General features: G+C 67.7%; 17 protein-coding genes and 1 pseudogene. 9 read left to right on the top strand and 9 right to left on the bottom strand.

Annotated elements, in window-relative coordinates:
• Nucleotides 1-41: 41 nt before the first annotated feature.
• A complete protein-coding gene (locus ACFCZF_RS39125; protein ID WP_376675718.1) occupies nt 42-3,227 on the bottom strand; it encodes a beta-ketoacyl synthase N-terminal-like domain-containing protein in 3,186 nt (1,061 codons plus the stop codon).
• Nucleotides 3,228-3,266: 39 nt separating this feature from the next.
• Between ACFCZF_RS39125 and ACFCZF_RS39120 the strand changes: the two are divergent.
• The 7 genes and pseudogenes from ACFCZF_RS39120 to ACFCZF_RS39090 form a co-directional block, all read left to right on the top strand.
• Nucleotides 3,267-3,719 (top strand): annotated as a pseudogene (locus ACFCZF_RS39120) (Phenylacetic acid catabolic protein); the annotation flags it as partial.
• On the top strand, nt 3,716-4,009 hold the full coding sequence (gene paaB, locus ACFCZF_RS39115) for a 1,2-phenylacetyl-CoA epoxidase subunit PaaB (RefSeq protein WP_376675717.1): 294 nt from the start codon (nt 3,716-3,718) through the stop codon (nt 4,007-4,009). The pseudogene ACFCZF_RS39120 and the gene paaB, both read left to right, overlap by 4 nt.
• A 10-nt stretch (nt 4,010-4,019) precedes the next feature.
• A complete protein-coding gene (gene paaC, locus ACFCZF_RS39110; protein WP_376675716.1) occupies nt 4,020-4,880 on the top strand; it encodes a 1,2-phenylacetyl-CoA epoxidase subunit PaaC in 861 nt (286 codons plus the stop codon).
• Nucleotides 4,874-5,389 carry a 1,2-phenylacetyl-CoA epoxidase subunit PaaD gene (gene paaD, locus ACFCZF_RS39105; protein ID WP_376675715.1) on the top strand — a complete coding sequence of 172 codons (516 nt, stop codon included), beginning with the start codon at nt 4,874-4,876 and terminating at the stop codon, nt 5,387-5,389. The genes paaC and paaD overlap by 7 nt, the downstream gene beginning before the upstream one ends.
• Complete coding sequence (gene paaE / locus ACFCZF_RS39100) at nt 5,389-6,504, top strand: 1,2-phenylacetyl-CoA epoxidase subunit PaaE (protein ID WP_376675714.1); 1,116 nt, start codon at nt 5,389-5,391, stop codon at nt 6,502-6,504. Before paaD ends, paaE begins: the two co-directional genes overlap by 1 nt.
• 49 nt (nt 6,505-6,553) lie before the next feature.
• Nucleotides 6,554-7,321 (top strand): enoyl-CoA hydratase/isomerase family protein, encoded by a 768-nt coding sequence (locus ACFCZF_RS39095; protein WP_376675713.1) that lies wholly within the window; start codon nt 6,554-6,556, stop codon nt 7,319-7,321.
• Between the two features lie 768 nt (nt 7,322-8,089).
• A complete protein-coding gene (locus ACFCZF_RS39090; RefSeq protein WP_376675712.1) occupies nt 8,090-8,326 on the top strand; it encodes a transposase in 237 nt (78 codons plus the stop codon).
• Between the two features lie 379 nt (nt 8,327-8,705).
• Here ACFCZF_RS39090 and ACFCZF_RS39085 read toward each other — a convergent pair whose 3' ends face one another.
• From ACFCZF_RS39085 to ACFCZF_RS39065, 5 genes are all read right to left on the bottom strand, one after another.
• Complete coding sequence (locus ACFCZF_RS39085; RefSeq protein ID WP_376675711.1) at nt 8,706-10,127, bottom strand: amidase; 1,422 nt, start codon at nt 10,125-10,127, stop codon at nt 8,706-8,708.
• A gap of 4 nt (nt 10,128-10,131) precedes the next feature.
• A complete protein-coding gene (locus ACFCZF_RS39080) occupies nt 10,132-11,058 on the bottom strand; it encodes a ThiF family adenylyltransferase (RefSeq protein ID WP_376675710.1) in 927 nt (308 codons plus the stop codon).
• Nucleotides 11,059-11,973 carry a hypothetical protein gene (locus ACFCZF_RS39075; protein WP_376675709.1) on the bottom strand — a complete coding sequence of 305 codons (915 nt, stop codon included), beginning with the start codon at nt 11,971-11,973 and terminating at the stop codon, nt 11,059-11,061.
• Nucleotides 11,970-13,163 carry an acyl-CoA dehydrogenase family protein gene (locus ACFCZF_RS39070; protein ID WP_376675708.1) on the bottom strand — a complete coding sequence of 398 codons (1,194 nt, stop codon included), beginning with the start codon at nt 13,161-13,163 and terminating at the stop codon, nt 11,970-11,972. Before ACFCZF_RS39070 ends, ACFCZF_RS39075 begins: the two co-directional genes overlap by 4 nt.
• 173 nt (nt 13,164-13,336) lie before the next feature.
• Nucleotides 13,337-13,729 (bottom strand): SCP2 sterol-binding domain-containing protein, encoded by a 393-nt coding sequence (locus tag ACFCZF_RS39065; protein ID WP_376675707.1) that lies wholly within the window; start codon nt 13,727-13,729, stop codon nt 13,337-13,339.
• Nucleotides 13,730-13,952: 223 nt separating this feature from the next.
• On the opposite strand from ACFCZF_RS39065, the gene ACFCZF_RS39060 reads away from it, so the two are divergent.
• Together ACFCZF_RS39060 and ACFCZF_RS39055 are read left to right on the top strand one after the other, a co-directional pair.
• On the top strand, nt 13,953-14,345 hold the full coding sequence (locus ACFCZF_RS39060; protein WP_376675706.1) for a BlaI/MecI/CopY family transcriptional regulator: 393 nt from the start codon (nt 13,953-13,955) through the stop codon (nt 14,343-14,345).
• Nucleotides 14,346-14,499: 154 nt separating this feature from the next.
• Nucleotides 14,500-16,119: an MFS transporter gene (locus tag ACFCZF_RS39055; RefSeq protein ID WP_376675705.1), complete on the top strand. Its 1,620-nt coding sequence runs from the start codon at nt 14,500-14,502 to the stop codon at nt 16,117-16,119.
• 571 nt (nt 16,120-16,690) lie between these two features.
• On the opposite strand, the gene ACFCZF_RS39050 is transcribed toward ACFCZF_RS39055, so the two are convergent.
• Genes ACFCZF_RS39050 through ACFCZF_RS39040 form a run of 3 tightly spaced genes read right to left on the bottom strand, consistent with a single transcriptional unit; the run spans nt 16,691 to nt 19,353 of the window.
• Complete coding sequence (locus ACFCZF_RS39050; protein ID WP_376675704.1) at nt 16,691-18,649, bottom strand: DUF3732 domain-containing protein; 1,959 nt, start codon at nt 18,647-18,649, stop codon at nt 16,691-16,693.
• A 4-nt stretch (nt 18,650-18,653) separates the two neighbouring features.
• Nucleotides 18,654-19,139, bottom strand: a complete 486-nt coding sequence (locus tag ACFCZF_RS39045) for a three component ABC system middle component (RefSeq protein WP_376675703.1) — start codon at nt 19,137-19,139, stop codon at nt 18,654-18,656.
• Between the two features lie 43 nt (nt 19,140-19,182).
• On the bottom strand, nt 19,183-19,353 hold the full coding sequence (locus ACFCZF_RS39040; protein ID WP_376675702.1) for an ABC-three component system protein: 171 nt from the start codon (nt 19,351-19,353) through the stop codon (nt 19,183-19,185).
• Between the last annotated feature and the right edge of the window lie 81 nt (nt 19,354-19,434).

The raw sequence follows: 19,434 nt of genomic DNA, 5'->3' as shown, positions 1-19,434 counted from the left end.
ACTCCGGCGGATAGTTCTTCATGACCACGAGATGTCCGTCCTCAGATCCTCAGGATCCAGTGTCTCGTGTGTCCAACATCAGGGGTCAAGGCCCGTACGCCGCCATTTTCGCCGTCTGTCTCAGCCGTCCGCTTCGCGAGCAGTTCAGCCATACGAGCACGGTTCGTGTCATGCTGTGCGACCGGTATCGTCACCGCGTGGCCGCCGAGGCGGTCGATCATCCACGCTATGCGCGACAGCATGTGCTCGTCGGCCCCGGACGACGGAGCCAGCAGCAGCCACGTGCCGGACAGTGCCGGCGATACGGCACCCAGAGGGTCCCCTACTGGTCGCCACTCCACCCGGTAACGCCACCCGCTCGGGTTGGGCGTCGCGGGAACGGGCTCCTTCGCCCGCGCGGAGCGCTCGAGCCAGTAGCGGCTGCGCTGGTAGGGGTAAGTGGGGAGTTCCGTGTGTGTCGCGCCCAGGCCTTGATAGCGAGTGCGCCAGTCAACATCGATACCGCGCACATACAGTTCCCCTAAAGCCGACTGCAGGGTCAGTTCCTCATCGCGTCCCGCCCGAGAAGCCGCCACGAAGACTGTGTCAGCTGCGGTCTCGGAACGCGCGGGCAGGCAGTCGGGGCCCATGGTGGTGAGCACGGCGTCGGGACCGAGTTCCAAGTAGGCGGTCGTCCCCCGCTCGTACAGGCAGCGGATGCCGTCCATGAATCGCACGGCCTTGCGTACATGGCGCACCCAGTAGTCGGGGGAAGCAAGCTGCTCGGCCGTGGCGATCTCTCCCGTCAGGTTGGAGACAACAGGCAGGACCGGCGGGTGGTAGACGACGCCTTCCGCGACCTCGCGAAACGCGTCGAGCATGTCGTCCATGTGCGGGGAGTGGAAAGCGTGGCTGACGGTGAGCTGCTTCGTCCTGCGGCCTCGATTCCGCCACAGGTCCACGGCCTCGCCCACCGAGTCGGCATCGCCGGCCACGACGGTGGCGGCAGGGCCATTGACCGTCGCGACGACCACCCGGCCGTCGAACTGGTCAAGCGTCGCCAGCACCTCGTCCTCGTCCGCCTGCACCGCCGCCATCGCGCCACCCGCAGGACAGGACTGCATCAGCCGTGCCCGCGCAGTGACCAACGTGCACGCGTCATCCAGTGACCACACCCCGGCCACGTGGGCGGCCGTGAGCTCTCCGATGGAATGGCCGATCAGCACATCGGGGGTAACCCCCCACGACCGCACGAGACGGAACAGCGCGGTCTCGTAGGCAAACAAGGCAGGCTGCGTGTACACGGTCTCGTTCAGCAGCGCGGCCTCGCTCGACCCCTCGGTCGCGAACATCACCTCTCGCAAGGGACGGTCGAGATGGGCGTCCATCCGATCACACACCTCGTCCAATGCCCGGGCAAAGACCGGGTACGCGGCATACAGCCGCCTCCCCATACCGGGCCGCTGGGCGCCCTGCCCGGTGAACAGAGCCGCAAGACGTCCCTCGACGACCTGCGGCAGTACTTCTCCGCACGTCACACCCGGTGCCGCCGCGCCCTGTCCCACCGCCCGAAGGCCGGCTACGGCGTGATCGCGCTGAGCCGTGACGATGACGGCACGATGCTCGAAGCGAGTGCGCGCAGCCAGCGTGTATCCGGCATCCAGGAGACTGGTCTCCGGACGGTCGGCAAGGTGCGCGGCGAGACGTTCTGCCTGCTCTCGCAGCGCCGCATCATTACGCGCGGACACCACGATGGGCAGAGCCGACGGCTCGGCGACGGACTCACGCTCGGGAGCCTCTTCGATGATGACGTGTGCGTTGGTGCCGCTCACACCGAAGGCGGACACCGCCGCACGGCGCGGACGGCCGGGGCGCGTCCACGGCACCGGTTCCCGCAGGAGTTCGACGGCGCCGGCCGACCAGTTGACGTGCGGGGACGCCTCGGTGACGTGCAAGGTGCGTGGAAGCACGCCGTTGCGCAGCGCCATGATCATCTTGATCACTCCGGCAGCACCGGCCGCAGCTTGGGCGTGCCCGATGTTGGACTTCAGCGATCCGAGGTAGAGCGGCCGGTCCTCTGGCCGGTCCTGACCGTACGTGGCGATCAGGGCGTTCGCCTCGATCGGGTCACCCAATGCCGTGCCGGTGCCGTGCGCCTCCACCGCGTCAACGTCCGCCCCACGCAGGCCGGCGCGTGTCAGGACCGATCTGATCAGCCGCTGCTGAGACGAGCCATTGGGTGCGGTCAGGCCGTTACTCGCGCCGTCCTGGTTGGTGCCGGTGGCACGAATGACAGCCAGTACTTGGTGATCTGCACGCCGGGCGTCCGACAGCCGCTCCAGGAGCAGGACGGCCGCGCCCTCGGCCCAGCCAGTCCCGTCGGCGGCGGCTGAGAATGCCTTGCAGCGACCGTCGGGCGCCAGGCCGCGTTTACGACTGAACTCCAGCAGCATGCCCGGTGTGGACATCACCGTGACACCCCCGGCCAACGCGAGATCGCACTCGCCACTGCTCAGCGCCTGCACCGCCGTGTGCAGTGCGACCAATGACGCGGAGCACTGGGTGTCGATGCTCAGCGCCGGCCCCTCGAACCCGAACGTATAGGCGACCCGGCCGGAGACGACACCCAAGGCGTTTCCGGTGAGCATCTGCCCTTGTGCCTCCTGCGGCGCCTCGTGCCAGGCCGGCCCGTAGTCCTGGAGCGAGACGCCGGTGAAGACACCGCTTCGACTTCCGCGCAGCGATGCGGGATCGATCCCCGCCCGTTCCATGGCCTCCCAGGAAATCTCGAGCATGAGCCGCTGCTGCGGGTCAAGTGCCACCGCCTCCCGCGGACTGATCCCGAAGAAGCCGGGGTCGAACTCGCCCACCGCGTCGAGGAATCCGCCGTGCCGGGTGTAGGCAGTCCCGTATTGCTCCGGGTCAGGGTCGTAGAGGGTGTCCAGGTCCCAGCCCCGGTCTTCGGGCAGACCGCCGATTACATCCCCGCCCTTGTCGACCATCTGCCACAGGGCCTCCGGGGAGTCGATTCCCCCTGGCAGTCGGCAGCCGAGGCCGACGACGACCACCGGGTCGTGCAGCCTATCTAGAGCCGCCAGCTGCGGGGCAGGTGCCCTGGTCGTCGTTCCCAGCAGTGCGGACCTCAGATGTTCGACGAGCTCATGCGGCGTGGGGTGGTCGAAGAGCAGAGTGGCAGGGACCTGCAGCCCGGTCACGTCAGCCAGTCCGCCGAGAAATCGTTGCGCCACGCGACGGTATACACCCAGACGACGCCACGGGACATGCACCTCTTGATGACCATGATGGGCGGCACCGGCGCCCAGCGGGCGATGGTCCAGGACGCAGTGGACCGCTGGTGGTGGCCGTCCCTGATGATGTTCGGCCCGCCGGACGACAACTCCCCCAACTCGGCCGCTTCCATGGCCTGGAAGATCAAACGCCACAGCAACGACGAGCTGCGGCAGAGGTTCGTCGACATGACCGTGCCGCAGGCCGAGAAGCTCGGAGTCACCCTGCCCGACCCGGAACTGCGCTGGAACCCCGAGCTGGGCCGGCACGATTTCGCTACGCCGGACTTCTCCGAGCTCCAGCGGGTGATCAGCGGCGACGGCCCGTGCAACACCGAACGCGTCAGCAGGCGTCGTGCGGCGCACGAGGACGGCGCGTGGGTGCGCGAAGCAGCGTCGGCCCATGCCAGGAAGCGGGCCGACCGTGAACGCAAGGACGGCAGGGCGGCATGAGCGAGACCAGGAACGAGTGGCCACTGTACGAGATCTTCGTGCGCGGCAAGCGCGGGCTCAACCACGTGCACGTCGGTTCGCTGCGCGCGGCCGACGACCGTATGGCTCTCCTGCACGCACGGGATCTCTACACCCGGCGCAACGAGGGGGTGAGCGTGTGGGCGGTACGCAGCGAGAACATCGCGGCGTCCGCCCCGGACGAGAAGGACCCCTTCTTCGATCCCAGCGGTGACAAGGTCTACCGACACCCGACGTTCTACGACATCCCCCAAGACGTCCCCCACATATAGGAGCTCGGCCATGAGTGACGACCACCTGAATCTCGCCCTGGGCGAGCAGGACACCGGCGGGGACTCACGGTGGGCCTTCGGGACCGGTTTCGAAGATCCGCTGCACGGTGTGGACACCGCCGTCCCCGACGGCACGGACGCCGCGCAACTGGCTGCCTACTGTCTAGCGCTCGGTGATGACGCTCTCGTCAGCGCCCAGCAGCTGGCCCAGTGGTGCACCCGCGCCCCGGAGCTGGAGGAGGAGCTGGCGCTGGCCAACATCGGTCTGGACCTGCTGGGACAGGCCCGCCTGCTGTACTCGCGGGCCGGCCAGTCCGACGGAACCGGGCGCGGTGAGGACCATTTCGCGTACTTCCGTGACGCCTCGCAGTTCCGCAACGTCCGGCTGGCCGAACTGCCGCCGGGCGACTTCGCGTTCTCCATGGTCCGGCTCCTGGTTCTGTCCACGTGGCGGCTGGCGATGTTCCGCGCGCTGACGGCAGCCGATGACAAGGTCCTGGCCGCGGTGGCCGCCAAGGGGGTCAAGGAGCTGACGTACCACCGGCAGTTCGCCGCAGAGTGGGTCGTACGCCTGGGGGACGGCACCGATGAGTCGCACCGTCGGGTACGCGCGGCCCTCACAGAGGTGACGCCGTGGATCGGTGAGTTGTTCGGCGACCGAAGCGGTGAGAACTTCGGTGTGTCCACCGAAGCGGTCGAAGCCGAAACCCTTCAGGTGCTGGCGGAGGTCGCCACCGCGGCCTCCCTGGTGCTCCCCGACCTGACGGGAACGGCCCGCGGCGGACGCAACCAACAGCACACCGAGCATCTGGAGCCGCTGCTGGAGGAATTGCAGTGCGTGGCCCGCGCCCACCCGGAGGGGGCATGGTGACCGCCACCGGCTCAGCACTCGCCCGTGCCCGCAAAGCGGCCGAAGAGGTCACAGACCCCGAACTTCCCATGCTGACCCTGGCCGACCTGGGGGTTCTGCGCGGCGTCGAAATCGACCCCCACGGCACGGTGATCGCCAGCCTGACCCCCACCTATTCCGGTTGTCCGGCCATGGCGGAAATGCGAGCGGGCGTATCGCAGCGCCTTGGAGCGGCGGGCTTCGACCGGGTAGAGATCCGTACCGTCCTCGACCCGCCGTGGACCACCGACTGGATCACTGCCGCAGGCCGGCGCAAGCTCGCCGAGCACCACATCGCCCCGCCCCAAGCCGCCCCTCGCTCCCCCGGCCCGGTCCTGGTGGCCCTCTCCCCCAGCCGCCAGGCCGTCGCGTGTCCCCACTGCTCCTGCGACGACACCGAACAGCTCTCGCAGTTCTCCGCCACATCCTGCCGGGCCCTGCTGCGCTGCCGCAGCTGCCTGGAACCTTTCGAGTACTTCAAGGAGATCTGATGGTCCCGCCCGCCACCGCTCCCGCCCTCGCGGCCTCAGGCCGGCAGCGCCGCCGGACCGCCTTCCACCCCCTGCGTGTCCTCCAGGTGGAGCGGCTGTGCCAGGACGCGGCGGCCATCACCTTCGACGTGCCGGAAGAACTCGCCGAGGAATTCACCTTCGCCCCGGGGCAGTCCCTGACACTCCGCCGGGAAAGGGACGGCCATGACGAACGCCGTTCCTACTCCATCTGCTCCCCGGCCGGCGCTGCGCCCCGGATCGGCGTGCGGGTCGTGCCCGGCGGGTTGTTCTCCACCTGGCTGGTGAACGAACTGCGACCAGGGGACACCGTCGAGGTCATGGGGCCCGTCGGCGCCTTCACTCCCGACCTGACCCAAGCAGCGCATCACGTCCTGATCGCAGCGGGCTCGGGCATCACCCCCATGCTCTCCATCGCCGCGTCCGCCCTCGCCGCCGACGCCGACTCCCAGGTCACACTCTTCTACGGCAACCGACGCAGCAACAGCGTGATGTTCGCCGACGAACTGGCGGATCTCAAGGACCAGCACCCCGCCCGCCTCCAGATGGCCCACGTCCTGTCCCGCGAACCGCGCGAAGCCGACATCCTCTCCGGGCGCCTGGACGCCGACCGCCTCACCGACCTCATCCACGCACTGATCGACGTACGGCAGCCCCAGCACTGGTGGCTGTGCGGACCGCACGGCATGGTGCGCGACGCGCAGCGAGTACTCGAGGGCCTCGGCACTCCCGCAGAGCGCGTCCATCAGGAGCTCTTCTACGCCGACGACCAGGAACCCGCACCGCTCACCCGCGATGAGGACCCTGCCCACGACGGCCCCGCCAGCCAGGTCACCCTCGTACTGGACGGCCGGATCACCACGTTCACCCAAAGCCGCAACGAAAGCGTCCTCGACAGCGCCCAGCGTGTCCGCCCCGACCTCCCGTTCGCCTGCAAGGGCGGAGTCTGCGGCACCTGCCGTGCCCGCGTCACCGACGGCGAAGGCCACATGCGCCGCAACTTCGCCCTCGAACGCTCCGAAGTCGACGACGGCTACGTCCTGACCTGCCAGACCTATCCCCTCTCCGACGCCCTCACCGTCGACTTCGACAGCTGAAGACCGTGCAGCCCTGCCGCGAGACAAAGGACGAAGGTGGCAACCCCGTATGACCGTTCGCCTTGAAGTAGCCACCGGTGTCGGCACGATCCGTCTCGACCGCCCGCCGATGAACGCCCTGAACACCACCACGCAGGATGCGCTGCGCACGGTCGCTCACGAAGCCGGTCATCGTGACGACGTGCGCGCGGTGGTCCTCTGGGGCGGCGAGAAGGTGTTTGCCGCCGGCGCGGACATCAAGGAAATGCAGGCCATGGACTACGAGGCGATGGCCCTCCGGGCACGGGCCCTGCAGGATTGCTTCAGTGCAGTGGCCCGGATCCCGAAACCCGTGGTTGCAGCCGTGACCGGCTACGCACTCGGCGGCGGGTGCGAACTGGCGCTGTGCGCCGATATCCGCATCGCGGCGCAGAATGCCAAGCTGGGCCAGCCGGAGATTCTGCTCGGTCTCATCCCCGGAGCCGGCGGAACCCAGCGCCTCGCGCGGCTCGTCGGCCCGGCCAAGGCCAAGGACCTGATCTTCACCGGCCGGACCGTCCACGCTGACGACGCGCTCACCATGGGATTGGTGGACAAGGTAGTGCCCCCTGACCAGGTTCACGGCGAGGCGCAGGCATGGGCGACACGGCTCGCCCGCGGTCCCGCGCTCGCGCTACGCGCCGCCAAGGAAGCCGTCGACTCCGGCCTGGAGACCGACCTGAACACCGGACTAGACATCGAACGATCCCTGTTCGCGGGGCTGTTCGCGACCCAGGACAAGGAGACCGGGATGCGCAGTTTCGTCGACGACGGGCCCGGCAAGGCGATCTTCCGCTGATGGCAGCTGGTTGCAGACGAGGCACTGGCGCTCCAAGCACCTGGTCACCAGTGCCCGCCCGGCAGTGAGCCGACCACCACAGAACAGCTGGCGAGGACAGAAGAGATCGGAAACGCCAATCGACGCCGCCCTGACGGTAGCCGGTCGCTTCCGGCGACAGGCCGCCGTTACGTTACTCAAACCACAGCGAACCCGCGGGGCCGACGGCGTGTTCGCCTCCCGACTCCCGCTTGCGCACCCGGTTTCCGCCGCCAACTGGCGGTCACTGTTCTGGCGCTCGGCGTCCCGCCGGCCGCCGGATCGACGACGTTCCGGCCAGGGCCCCGCAGTACACCGGCTGCCCGGTCTGTCAGCCGGCCGGTGCCCGCCGCGCAGGTACATGCGGGTACATGCGAAGGACGCCCGCCGCTTCGATCGCGGCGGGCGTTCACTGCCCGATCGGCGGAGACGGTGATTACAGCCGCCGCAAGGAGTCGATCACCTCGCAGACAGGGGTGATCTCCAGGGGGAGGCCACTGCTCTCTTCGTCGATGACGGTGAAGTGGGGGTCGGTGATGATGCGGACGGCCAGGCGGTGCCGTCGGGGCTGCGGGGCACTCCGGTACGGGCGAACTCCGACCAGGCGTACTGGACGGTGTCCCGTACCTGCACGTCGGTCTCGTCGTAGTCCTCTGCAGAGGCGCTGGGGCCGAACAGGTTGGAGATCACCGCGCTGTGCATGGCCAGCAGCCCCGAGCGGCGGGCACCCGGGGAATCGCGGGCGAAGCGGTGGCTGCACCTGGTGCGGCCTTCATCGCGCTGGTCGACGGTGTCCACCAGCTCGTCAAGGCACCGATCGTACTGGTGTGGGGCCGGCTCAACACCCACGTCTTCCACGCCATGCATGAGCTGATCGCCGAGCAGGGCTGGCTGACTGTGTTCCTGCTGCCCGCCTACGCGCTGGACCTCACCCCGTCGGGTGGGTACGGGCGCACGTCAAGCGCAGCCTGGCCAACCTCGTCGTAGTCGCCCTCGACCGGCCCGAAACCCTCGACGGCTCTATGGCGGGCACTGGCCTGACCCTCGACGACCCAACCTCACCTTGACGAGCCGAAGTCAGTGTCTCGGCGCGGGAGGCAGCGGTACCGCCGGGCGCTCCCATGGTGTCCGAGGGAGTGAGGAGCGTTGACGCCGTCTGGAGCAAGCTGCTCAAAGCGCACGGTCAACGCGCCATCCCGGAGGTCATGCTGCGTTGCAACCCCAGGAACGCGAGAAACGCTGCTGCGTATGCGATCAGGGCGGGCCTTTTCTGCCCTGCCCCTTGAGGCCGCACGGACGTCTTGTGGAGCGTCCGATTGGACCGGGATCCCGCCTGTAGGCGGATATGGGCTGGCTGCTGGCGGCGTCAGGACGCCGTGGTCGTGGTGCCGGACTGCTCGAGCTGGGCTGCGAGGGACACCAGAAGCGCCTCGTTTGCGTAGCGCGCCCCGAGCAGTACGCCGGTCGGCAGACCGTCTGTGTTCTGGGCGAGGGGGACTGTGATCGAGGGCATGCCGGTGATGTTGTAGACCGTGGTGTAAGGCATGAACGCTGTCATGCGGGCGAACTCGGCCGCGGGGTCAGCGTCGTTGCGCAGTTGCCCTACACATACCGGGGGCTCGGCGAGCGCCGGGGAGAGGATGACGTCGTAGGCGGCGAAGAGCAGCTCGGTCAGCATCTGCCCCAGGCCCCGGAAGGTGGACAACGCGGCGGAGTATTCCCGCGCTGACACCCTGGCCGCGACCTGTCGCAGCCAAGCCGTAAGCGGCATGAGCTCGCCTTCACGTTCCAGCTCCACCTCGTACGATGCCGCCTCCACTGACCAGACCCGGGTGAAGGCGGTCAGGATGCCGTCGTCCGGGGGCATAGCCACCGTCGCGACCTCGTGGCCCAGTGCAGCTAGCGCCTGGGCGGCGGCGTCCAGGGCCGCCGCGCAGTCGGGGTGCAGGAGCGCACCAGGCACCATCGGCTCGCGAAGCACCACGATCCGCAGAGGGCGCGGTGTCCGGCGGGCGTGGTCAAGCAGCGTGACTCCATCGGGGTGTGCGGGCGCGGTGTAGACGTCACCTGGCATCCAGCCAGCCATGACGTCGATGAGTGCCGCTGCGTCCGTGACTGTGCGAGCGAGGGCGCCATGGACCGACAGTCCGGTGATGTCGGGGCGCAGCGGGCCGTTGCTGATTCGGCCCCGGCTCGGTTTCAGCCCGACGAGGCCGCAGGCCGAGGCGGGGATACGGACCGAGCCGCCGGCGTCGGTTCCGTGCGCGAGTGGTGCCAGACCAGCCGCGACGGCCGCCGCCGCGCCGCCGCTGGATCCGCCAGGTGAGCGTCCAGGACTGAAGGGATGGCGGGTCGGCGGGCCGAGACGGTTCTCCGTGTAGCAAGGCAGCCCGAACTCGGCGGTGTTGGTCTTCCCGAGCATGACCGTGCCGGCCTCTCGTAGCCGGGTGACGACATGGTCGTCGGCATCGCTGACATGGTCCGCGAACGCGGCCGAACCCCAAGTACAGCGGACCCCTTCGACCTGGGTGAGGTCTTTGACGGGCACCGGCACACCATGCAGCGGGCCCAGGCGAGTGCCGTCCCGGCGTGCCGTCACCGCCGCTTGCTCGGCCTTTTGTGCCTGGGACCGAGCCAGCTCCGGGGTGATGGTGAGGTATGCGCTCAGCTCGCCGTCGAGCTCGGCGATCCGGCTGAGGTAGTGGTCGGTGAGTTCGACGGGCGACAGCTGGCCGCGGGCGACGGCGCTCGCTTGGGCGAGCGCTGTCAATTCGTGCAGGTCGGACATGCCGTCAGGCCCCCTTTGCGCCGCGGGCCAGCCTCAGCAGGCCGGGCGCCAGCGTTATGAGGGCGGCGGCCCGGCGGGCCCGGGTGAGCAGTTGCTCTCTTGGCGGGCGGACCTGCTGGTGCACGTCGATGAAGACTTCCGGGCGCACAGTCTGCCCGGCGAGCAGTTTGACCACCATGTGGGAAGTGAGGGCGCCAAACATCATGGCCACATAGGTGACCTGAGGGAAACTGTAGTCCGGCCGTCCCAGGTTGGTCTTGACTTCGACCAGCATTTCCACGGGCACGTAGCGCAGCGGCACGGCGCGCAGCAGCAGTTGCCAGGATGTGAGCCGGTCGAGGTCCGCCTCGTTGATGGCGCCGTCGAAGGGCTTTTTGACGTGCCGGTAGTCGTAGCAGCGCACGTACTGTGCACCCGCGATGTCCCAGCCGGTGACCAGCGGAAGCCGCCGCTCGGCGGCGGACTGGTGCAGCAAGTACTTGGCCCGCCAGCCGTCCATAGTGGTCACGTCGACGCCGTCTACGATGACGTCGCACTTCTTCACCAGCGTGCCAGCGGTGGCGCCGGTGACGCCTTCGGGACATATGTTCACCCTGGCGTACGGGTTGATCGCGGTCACCCTTTCGCCGGCGACGGTGGCCTTGTTGCGGTCGACGTCGGTGACGGCTGCGCTTTGGCGGTTGAGGTTGTTCACCTCATACGAGCCGGGGTCGGCCAGGACGAAGGAGAGCACGCCCAGCCGGGTGAGCGGTTCGACGGCGGCCCCGCCGATCGATCCGCATCCGGCGACGAGCACGGTCGATCGGCGCAGGAAGGCCTGCTCGGCGGGGCCGATCACGCCCCGGTTGCGCATGGTCAGCTCCGCGTAGAAGTCCCTGGCTTGCGTCGAGTCATCGGGTGCGTCCGCTGGCACTGTTTCGGTTGCGCTCACCTACGACACCTTCTTCATTGCTCGCGCTCCGCCCAGGCGTGCCGTCATGGCTGCGACCGTCGCCGCCAGGCTGGGCCCGCCGGGGCCGCCGGCCAGGTAGTCCTCGACGAGGTCGACGTAGTCTTTGAGGTCATCATGGACGGCGCCTACGAAGGGAACGGCGTTGACATCCTGCTGGTAGATCGGGGCCATCAGGTCGTTGTCGGGAAGCCGGGGGGTGGTGTCCCGGGCTATCCGCAGAGGGAAACCCATGAGCCTGAAGTGTCGGACGGCCACCTTCTCCTTGGCGTCGCCGAGCAGGACGCGCATGCGGTCCTCGGCCTGGAAGTCGACGACGACCCGGCCGAGGCTGGCCAACAGCCGCCAGGCGATCCGTTCGGTCCGCGGCGAGTCCGGCAGGTCCAGGTTGCGCACGAAGCGCTTGATCTCGAACACCTGGTGCGTTCCCAGGTCGTAGGCGGCGTAGGGGGCGAGCAGGTCGATACCGTGGGCTGTTTCGGTGGGGAAACGGCGCCTTTCCGGGTCGTCCAGCGGGCGAGAGAGGGGATCCTGAGAGCATCCGAGGCTGATGTAGCCCTCGATGCGGCCCGTACGGGTGCACAGGCTGATGGTGTGGATGTTCTGCACGCCTTCGGGGTGGCGCACGGTCTCACGGAAGACTGCGCGCTCGTACATGACCCGGGGGGACATCCAGCCAAGGCGCAGGTACTGTACGAGCCTGAATCCCATGATGCCGTTGAGGTAACGCAGCGGAAGCTGGTCGTCCTGGCATGTGAGAGTCATCAGTTCGTCGACTGAGTCGTATGACAGGTGCAGCGGCTCGCCGGTGATGTGCTCGGGAAGGGCACGGAAGTTCAGCGAGGAATGGAGCTGGACGATGTCGGCGATGTACCGTTCCTGTGCTTGGTCAGTCATATCCGGTCCTCGTCGTAGAGGCTCTCGGTGACAGCGAGGGCGAGGACTTCGGGGGTGCCTTCGTAGATGCGGGCGCCGTAGGCGTCGCGCAGCCGCTTCTCCATACCGAAGGACTTCACATAGCCGCGGGCGCCGGTGAGCGACATGGCCAGATCGGCGACGTCGATGGCGACGCGGTCTGCGAAGAGCTTGGCGGCCGCCGGCTCATACTGCGGGGCAGGGAGCTCGTTGTCCACCTTGTTGGCGGCCTTGAGGTACAGCAAGCGGGCGGCGTCGATCTTGGCGGCCATCTCGGCGAGCTTGGCGGCGGTGAACTGATGCTCACGTAGGCGCAGCCCGCCCTGGACACGGGTGTCGCACCATTCAAGGGCCTGTTCGAAGGCGCCGCGGGCGACACCGACCGAGATCCCGGCGACGGACGCGCGCGCCATGTTGCTCTGCGCCATGTTGATGGCCATGCCGTCGCCCTCCTCTCCGATCATGTTCTCGGCGGGGATCCGGACGTCATGGAACTCGAGCTCGCTGCCCAGGCAGAGTCGGTAGCCCATCTTGTCGGCCACCGGTCCGCGGACTACGCCGGGCAGGTCCAGCGGCACCATGAACGAGGTGAGGCCGGTGGCGCCGGGTGCGCCTTCCATGTTGGCGAACACGGAGGCGAAAGAGGCGACCTGGGCATTGGTGATGAAGCGCTTCCTGCCGTTGAGGACGTAGTGGTCCCCCTTGCGCTGGGCGGTCATCACGTCACGGGCGTGCACGGCGTTGGCGGGGATGATGAGGTCGCAGCCCGCCTCTTCCTCGGTGACCGCGTTGCAGGCGAGGACCGGTGAGTCTCCGGAGAACATGGGCAGAAAGCGGGCCTGGAGCCGCGGGTCGCCGGAGAGCAGGACCGGGCACTGTCCGAGCATGGCGGCGCCGAAGATCAGGGCGGTGCCGGCGCAGACGGATGCCACCTCCTCCAGGGCAACGGCGCAGCCGATCATGCCCAGGCCGAGGCCCCCGTAGTCCTTGGGGACGGCGACCCGGGTGAGGCCGAGGGCGTGGCCCTGGGCCACCGTGTCCCAGTCGAAGTCATCGGCGGGCGCCGCGTCGAGGTCGGTCACCCGGGGTGCGACGACCTCGCGGGCGAATTCTCTTACTCGGAGACGCAGCTTGTCCACCTCTCCGGGAAGGGCGTCGAAGTTGAGCTCCATGGCGTTATTGTTCGTCATTGTTCTCCGAAGGACTGAAAGTCCGTGACCCGGCAGGGGGTGTGGGGGGGTACTAAGGACACGTTCAGGTGTCATAGCCTGCGCATGCCAGGCTCGATGGTTTTCGCCCAGTGTGGTTCTGCGGTGCGGCCAGGATGTGGTTCGTTATGGGGCGCTCAGACTGGAAGGCCCTCTTCGATGGCCAGTTCCGGATAGCGGTCGAAGGCGGGCCGCAGGATGGGGACGAGTTCGAGCACCCGGGCGACCTTGCCGCGGATCCGCACGCGGCCGGTGGCGATGGCCGTCGGCATCATGAGCTTGCCCAGCCAGAGCTGGTGTGCCGTGTCTGAGGACATTCTGATGCGGATCGTCGCGTCATCGGGCGCCTGAGAGCCGACCCGCAGCGCGTCGGCGGAGACATGAAGGACGCAGTCGGGGTTGGTCTGGGTCAGCAGGATGGACAGTCCGCCGGAGCGCAGCTGGGAGGTGAACTGCTCATCTTCGAGCAGAATCCTGAAGAGGGTGCCGAAAACGCGCTCGGCAGCTGCAGTCGATTCGAAGACGGCCATAGATTTTCCCTAGAGGAAAGAATGCTCAACGGCGATTTGCCGCAGAGCCGTTACCCCTGATCGTAAAAGCACCTGCCGCCCCGCATGGTTATGCTGAAAGGGTAGGAAAACAGAAGAGAAAGAAACTTGAAAGAAGCCCCGCGGCACGGCGCTCTGCCGTGGGGTGCTGCTCCTTCTGTCCGTTCTGCGGGGACTGGGCGTGGGGATGTCGTAGATTGGGTGGATGGCAGGCGAACGCATCCGCCCCTCCCAGGACTGTCTCGTCTTCGGCCCGCTGGAGAACGAGATCATGGAAGTGCTGTGGAAGGCTTCCGGACCGATGACCGTGCGGGATGTGCTCGGCAAACTCAACACGGTCCGGGCAGCGCCGCTCGCGTACACCACGGTCATGACCGTTATGAGCCGTCTGTCCGAGAAGGGTGCGGCCGACCGCACCAAGGCCGGCCGGGGGTATGCGTACTCGCCCGTGGTCACGGATGAGGCTGCGATGGCCGTTCGTGAGGTCATCCGCGACTTCGGGGTGAGCGCGGTCAACCACTTCCTGGACGAGATTCTCAGCGCTCCCGACCTGCGCGAGCGCTTCGAGAAGCTGATGCGGGAGGGGCCCGGCAACTGAACGGGCACAGACGCGCCCTGCAGCGGATAACCGGGTTTCTTTCAGGACCACTTCACTTGACCCCAGCCCACCGTGCCCACTAACTACTATGCCGTTGTAGTAGATGCGGGGTGGCGACGACCTGTGCGTTGCGCCCTTCAGACAGGAGGTGCGCATGAACGCGGCATTGTCCGCAGGCGGGCCGGTGCCCCGCCGCGGACTGATCATGACGGTCCTGGGCTGCTGTTTCCTGATGGTGATGATGGACAACACCATCCTGAACGTGGCTCTTCCGGCCATCCAGGAGGATGTCGGGGCGAGCAACGCCGAACTCCAGTGGGCGCTGGACTCCTACATCTTGTTCTACGCGGCGCTGATGTTCTCCTCCGGCATCCTCGCCGACACGTTCGGTCGCCGGCGCGTCCTGGTCATCGGGCTGCTTGTCTTCGCAGTGAGTTCCGCGCTCGCGGGCTACTCCGACAGCCCCCAGGAACTCATCTTCTGGCGCGGAGTCATGGGGGTCGCCGGCTCGGTCGTACCGCCTGCCACGCTCGCGGTCATCAACGACATCTTCGCTCCCGAGGAGCGTGGCAAGGCCATCGGTATCTGGTCGGCGCTGGGAGGTACGTCCATCGCGTTCGGCCCGATCGCCGGCGGCTTCCTCCTCGAGCACTTCTGGTGGGGCTCGGTCTTCCTGATCAACGTTCCGATCGCCGCCGTCTGTGCCGTGCTGTTGCTGCTGGTTCTGGCCGAGTCCCGCTCTGCGAGCCGGCCGCGCCTCGACATCATCGGCGTGCTGCTGTCCGTCTGCGGCATCGGCGCCCTGGTGTACGGCGTGATCCGCGGCGGCGAGACCAACCACTGGACGTCGGCCGAGGTCTTGGGCACGCTGCTCGGCGGACTCGCCCTGCTCGCTGTGATGGTCCTTTTCGAAAGCCGAACAGCCACACCCGCCCTGGACGTACGGCTGTTCCGCAACAAATCCTTCGCCGCAGGCACCGCGAGCCTCGCACTGTCCTTCTTCGCGCTGACCGGCGGCACCTTCCTGATGGTCTTCTACGTCCAGGGTGTCCGCGGCCACACCCCGCTCGAGCTGGGTGTCATCCTGCTTCCGGTTGCTGTGGGCGCCGTAGTGTCAGGTGTACTCAGCAACCCGATGGCCCAGCGGTTCGGCCCGAAGATCGTGGTGACTGCGGGCCTCGTACTGCTGAGCCTCTCCTTTGCCGGCCAAGCAGGTGTCGGCGCCGACACGGCGATGTGGTGGTACGAAGTCCTTCTCGGTGCTTCCGGACTAGGCCTGGGGCTGGTCATGGGGACTGCGACCACCACCACCATGGCCGTGATCTCACCGGATCAAGCCGCGATCGGGGCAGGCGTCAACAACACGCTGCGGCAGGTCGGTGCAGCGCTTGGCGTGGCCGTCCTCGGCTCGGTGCTCTCCATCCAGTACCGCAGCGAACTCGGTTCGGCGGTCAACGTGCTGCCCGCCGACGCGCGGGACGCCGCGTCGGAATCCCTGGGCGGCACGGCGGCAGCCGTCCGTGAACTACGCTCCTCCGCGACGCTACCGAATGGCTCTGAGGAACAGCTCTCCGCACTGCTCCCCAAGGCACAGGACGCCTATCTCTCGGCGATGCACATCAGCTTCGCCGTGGGCGCCGGCGCACTCGTCGTCGCAGCAGCGGTGGCCCTGATCTGGCTTCCCGCACGCATCGACTCCGCCGAGGATGAGGACCGTGGCTCACGGACGGGGGACGACACGGCCATCGACCCTCCTGTCGCGCCCGCCCGCTAGCCAACTGGCGGCTCCCGGCCAAGCCGTCTGCCAGGTCCTGTGGCGCTGAAGCCGGAGGCGGCGCACAGACACACCGGGCGCAGTGCAGGCAGTGCCGTTCGCCGCGGCCTCCATGACGGCAGACATGTCACCCTGGGGCACGATCGAGGACAGCAATGCCACCAAGTTGAACACGCTGAGCCTGCCGCCCAACCGAGCACGGCTGTACGGCCCGCTTGAGCCCTCGATGCCCCACGCAGTACAGACGAGGTGACATCTGCGGCAGTGAAGATTGCCGGGCTGCAAGATTGTACGCGAATGCCAGCCAAACTCGGCGGCGGACGTAGCGTCGAAGCCTTGTTCCCGACGCCCAGCAGCGTCGGGAAGGCTCTGTAGGCAGACGAGCACCGCCGCAGTGGAACAGGCCGTATCGTGAGCCAGCCGTCACCGTATGGTCTGGGCCAGCCGAGGGAGCGGGATGCGCGGTATTGCGCCGCAGAGGCTTGGAGTATGCATTCTTCGGATCGGTGCGGTAGTTGGCGTGCAGCGGGCCGTCTTGGCTGCGGGTGGGCCACGCTCGCACGTTGGAGTGCTACCCCGCCTGGCCGACCTCCTCGATCCAGCGCTGCGGGATGAGCTTGCGTCCACCGCGCCAGTTGTGGCGCACGGAGCCCTGGAACCACGGCTCGTCCAGGTTGGCATGGTCGGAGACGATGATCTGAAGGTCGGGGGCAAGTTCACGGGCTACGTCGTGGATGAGCCGGAACAGCCGGGTCACAGCTGCCCGGTCCGTGTCGTCCTCGAGGGTTCCTGAGGCTTGGTCGACTTCCGACCTATACCAGACCTGGGTGGGCTGGTCCAGCATCAGGATGCGCGGGACGGGGCGGCCTTGCCGGGAGAAGTAGCGGTGCAGAGCGAGATGGACGATGACGTGGTAGCCGACCCAGTTCTCCCCGCTGCCGATGCGGAAGAGGGGGGCCGGTCCCTGTTCGGTGTCGGTCACGACGGTCAGGCGGCTGAGGTCGAGGCGGACGCTCTGCCCGCTGTGTTCGAGCTGGAGCCGGTCGGCCCAGTCGGTCATGTCCTGGCTGATCGCGACGAGGCGCGAGGTGAGCTGTTCGCGTTCTTCGTTCGGGTCGAGTTCAGCGGTCAGGGCTTCGATCCGGTTCTGCGCCGCCTCGAGAAGGTGCTTCAGCCGGGCTACTTCCTCCTGTGTGCTGGCGGGTAGCGCGGCGAGGCTCGCGTGGATGCGGCCGCGCATGAAGTCGCGGCGGGAGGTGTCGGTGAGTTCCTCGGTGACAGCGCGGGCGGAGACGAGGGACTGCAGTGTCGCTTCGATGCTGCGCAGTGTTGCCCGCAGTTCGTCTGCCCGCTCGTCCAGCTGGGTGAGGGCGGCTCGTCGAGCAGGCCGTGCGGCTTCGACGTCCTGCAGTTGGGTCTGGAGGCGTTCAAGGCTCTGACGGAGTTCTAGCGCTGTCGGGTCGGGCTCGCTCATTGCCGACCTGCACAGGGGGCAGACCGCAGATTCGTCCCTGTCGCTGTCTGGTTGCACACCCAGGAGGTTGAGACTGGCCAGGCGTGCCGTCTGGGTGCGAACGGCGCCGGCGTAGTCGCCGGCGTAGTCGTCTTGCTGCAGGAGCAGTTCACGTTCGGCTGCCACGCCTTTGAGGCGGGCGCGGAGCTGGTCGCGTTCTCGTTCGAGTGCGTTGCGGCGGCCGGCCGTCTCGGGGTCGACGGCTGTCGGCACGGGGCCGGCACTCACCGCGGCGTGCAGGGCGGACAGGGCTTCGGTGCGCTCGGGCTGCTCCTCGGTGTTGACCATGCCGAGCGCGAAGGCCTCTCGCCACAGCGAAGCGAGCCCGGCCTGTGCTCTCTGGGCGCCTTGGAGGGCCTGCTGGTAGGCCGTGTCGGCGGTGCGCACCTCGCGCCTGGCTGCTGCGAGCTGGGCTCGTCTGAGGGCCTGGTCGCGGGGAACGGCGCCGAGGAAGTAGGGGATGGTGTCTTTCAGGGTCTGAGCCATGAACTGCTCGCCCTGTCGGTGGAAGAGAAACCCGGGGTCGGCGATCTCGCTCTGGCGCTGCAGGCAGAGCAGGGCTGCATGCCCGATGTGGGCCTCCAGCGCCTGGCGGCCCGAGCCGGCCGGGGGTTCGTGCAGGTTCTCCTCGATGCCGATACGTCGGCCGAGCTGCTCGCGGACCGTGTTGGTGTCGGAGTTGGCTTCGAGCTGCTCGAAGTCGAGCGGTTCGAGGTCTGCGCCGAAGGCGAGCATGGCCTGCTGGGTCGATGACTTGCCTGCCTTGGGGGCGGGACGCGCGACGAATGCGCGGCCGCTGTCCAGTTGGAACAGGGCGGCGTACCAGGACACCGTGCTGGTGATGGGGCCCACCGGCATTTGCAGGGTGTCGCGTCCCAGGCAGGATTCGACGATCTCGAGCAAGGCGCTCTTGCCTGTTTTCGACTCGCCTGTCACGACGTTGAGGGCGCCTGGGGTGAATTCCAGGACCTGCCGGTCGCCCGTCTTGCTGTAGAGGATGATCGCGAGCAATTGCACCCGGTCAGGGTGTCACGCCGAGGACGGCAAAGACAGTCGCCGGGCTGTCGGATTTGGCCAGCCAGCGTCCCACCAGGTTGGCCTTGCGCAGCATCTGGTCGAGTTCTCCGGGGGCCTTGAATCCGCGCGGCCGGCGGTAGGTGGCTCTCAGGCGGCCGCCGGGTTCCAGGGTGAGGGTGTGGTGGGCCAGGCCGAACCGGGTGCCTTCCTTGACGGGTTCTGCCAGAGTCTGGGCGCGGGCGGGGAATCCGGCCCGGAGGGCGGGGTTCTTGCCGATCCAGGCGCCCAGGTGGGTTCTGGTCGAGGCGGGCAGGGCGTTGCGGGTGGGCTGGTGCAGGACCATGGGAGCGGTGACGAAGCCCAGGGCCCAGGGCATGGGCTGGCCTGTTTCCTTCTCGTGTCCCTGCGCCGCGTTGGCCAGGACGGCCGCCATCAGGGCCGGGTTGAGCATGACGGCGGAGATCGGGGAGCGGTCGCTCCAGGCGGTCATGCTCAGCTCCTCGTCGCGGCGGCCGAAGAAGGCGATGGCGGCGTCACGTGGCCACTTTCAGCAGTTCGGCGATGCGGGTCTCGAAGTCGGCGTGCCAGCCGATTTTGCCAGTGTCGGCGAGCATGTGCCGCTGGCCACGGGTGAAGAACGGGTCGTTGTAGCGGGAGCGCACCGCGAGGCTGGTCTGGCCGAGGAGTTGCCTGTGAACGATCACGTAATTCCCCGGGCCCGGCGTCACGTAATTCCCCAGGTCCTGACCTCGTCCATGTCTACTTGATCGAGGGCTTGCCTGTCT

This window comes from Streptomyces sp. NPDC056296 (genome assembly GCF_042268605.1).
GTDB lineage: Bacteria > Actinomycetota > Actinomycetes > Streptomycetales > Streptomycetaceae > Streptomyces.
The sequence above is the reverse complement of the archived record's forward strand: the minus strand, read 5'-3'. Positions and strand labels throughout refer to the sequence as shown.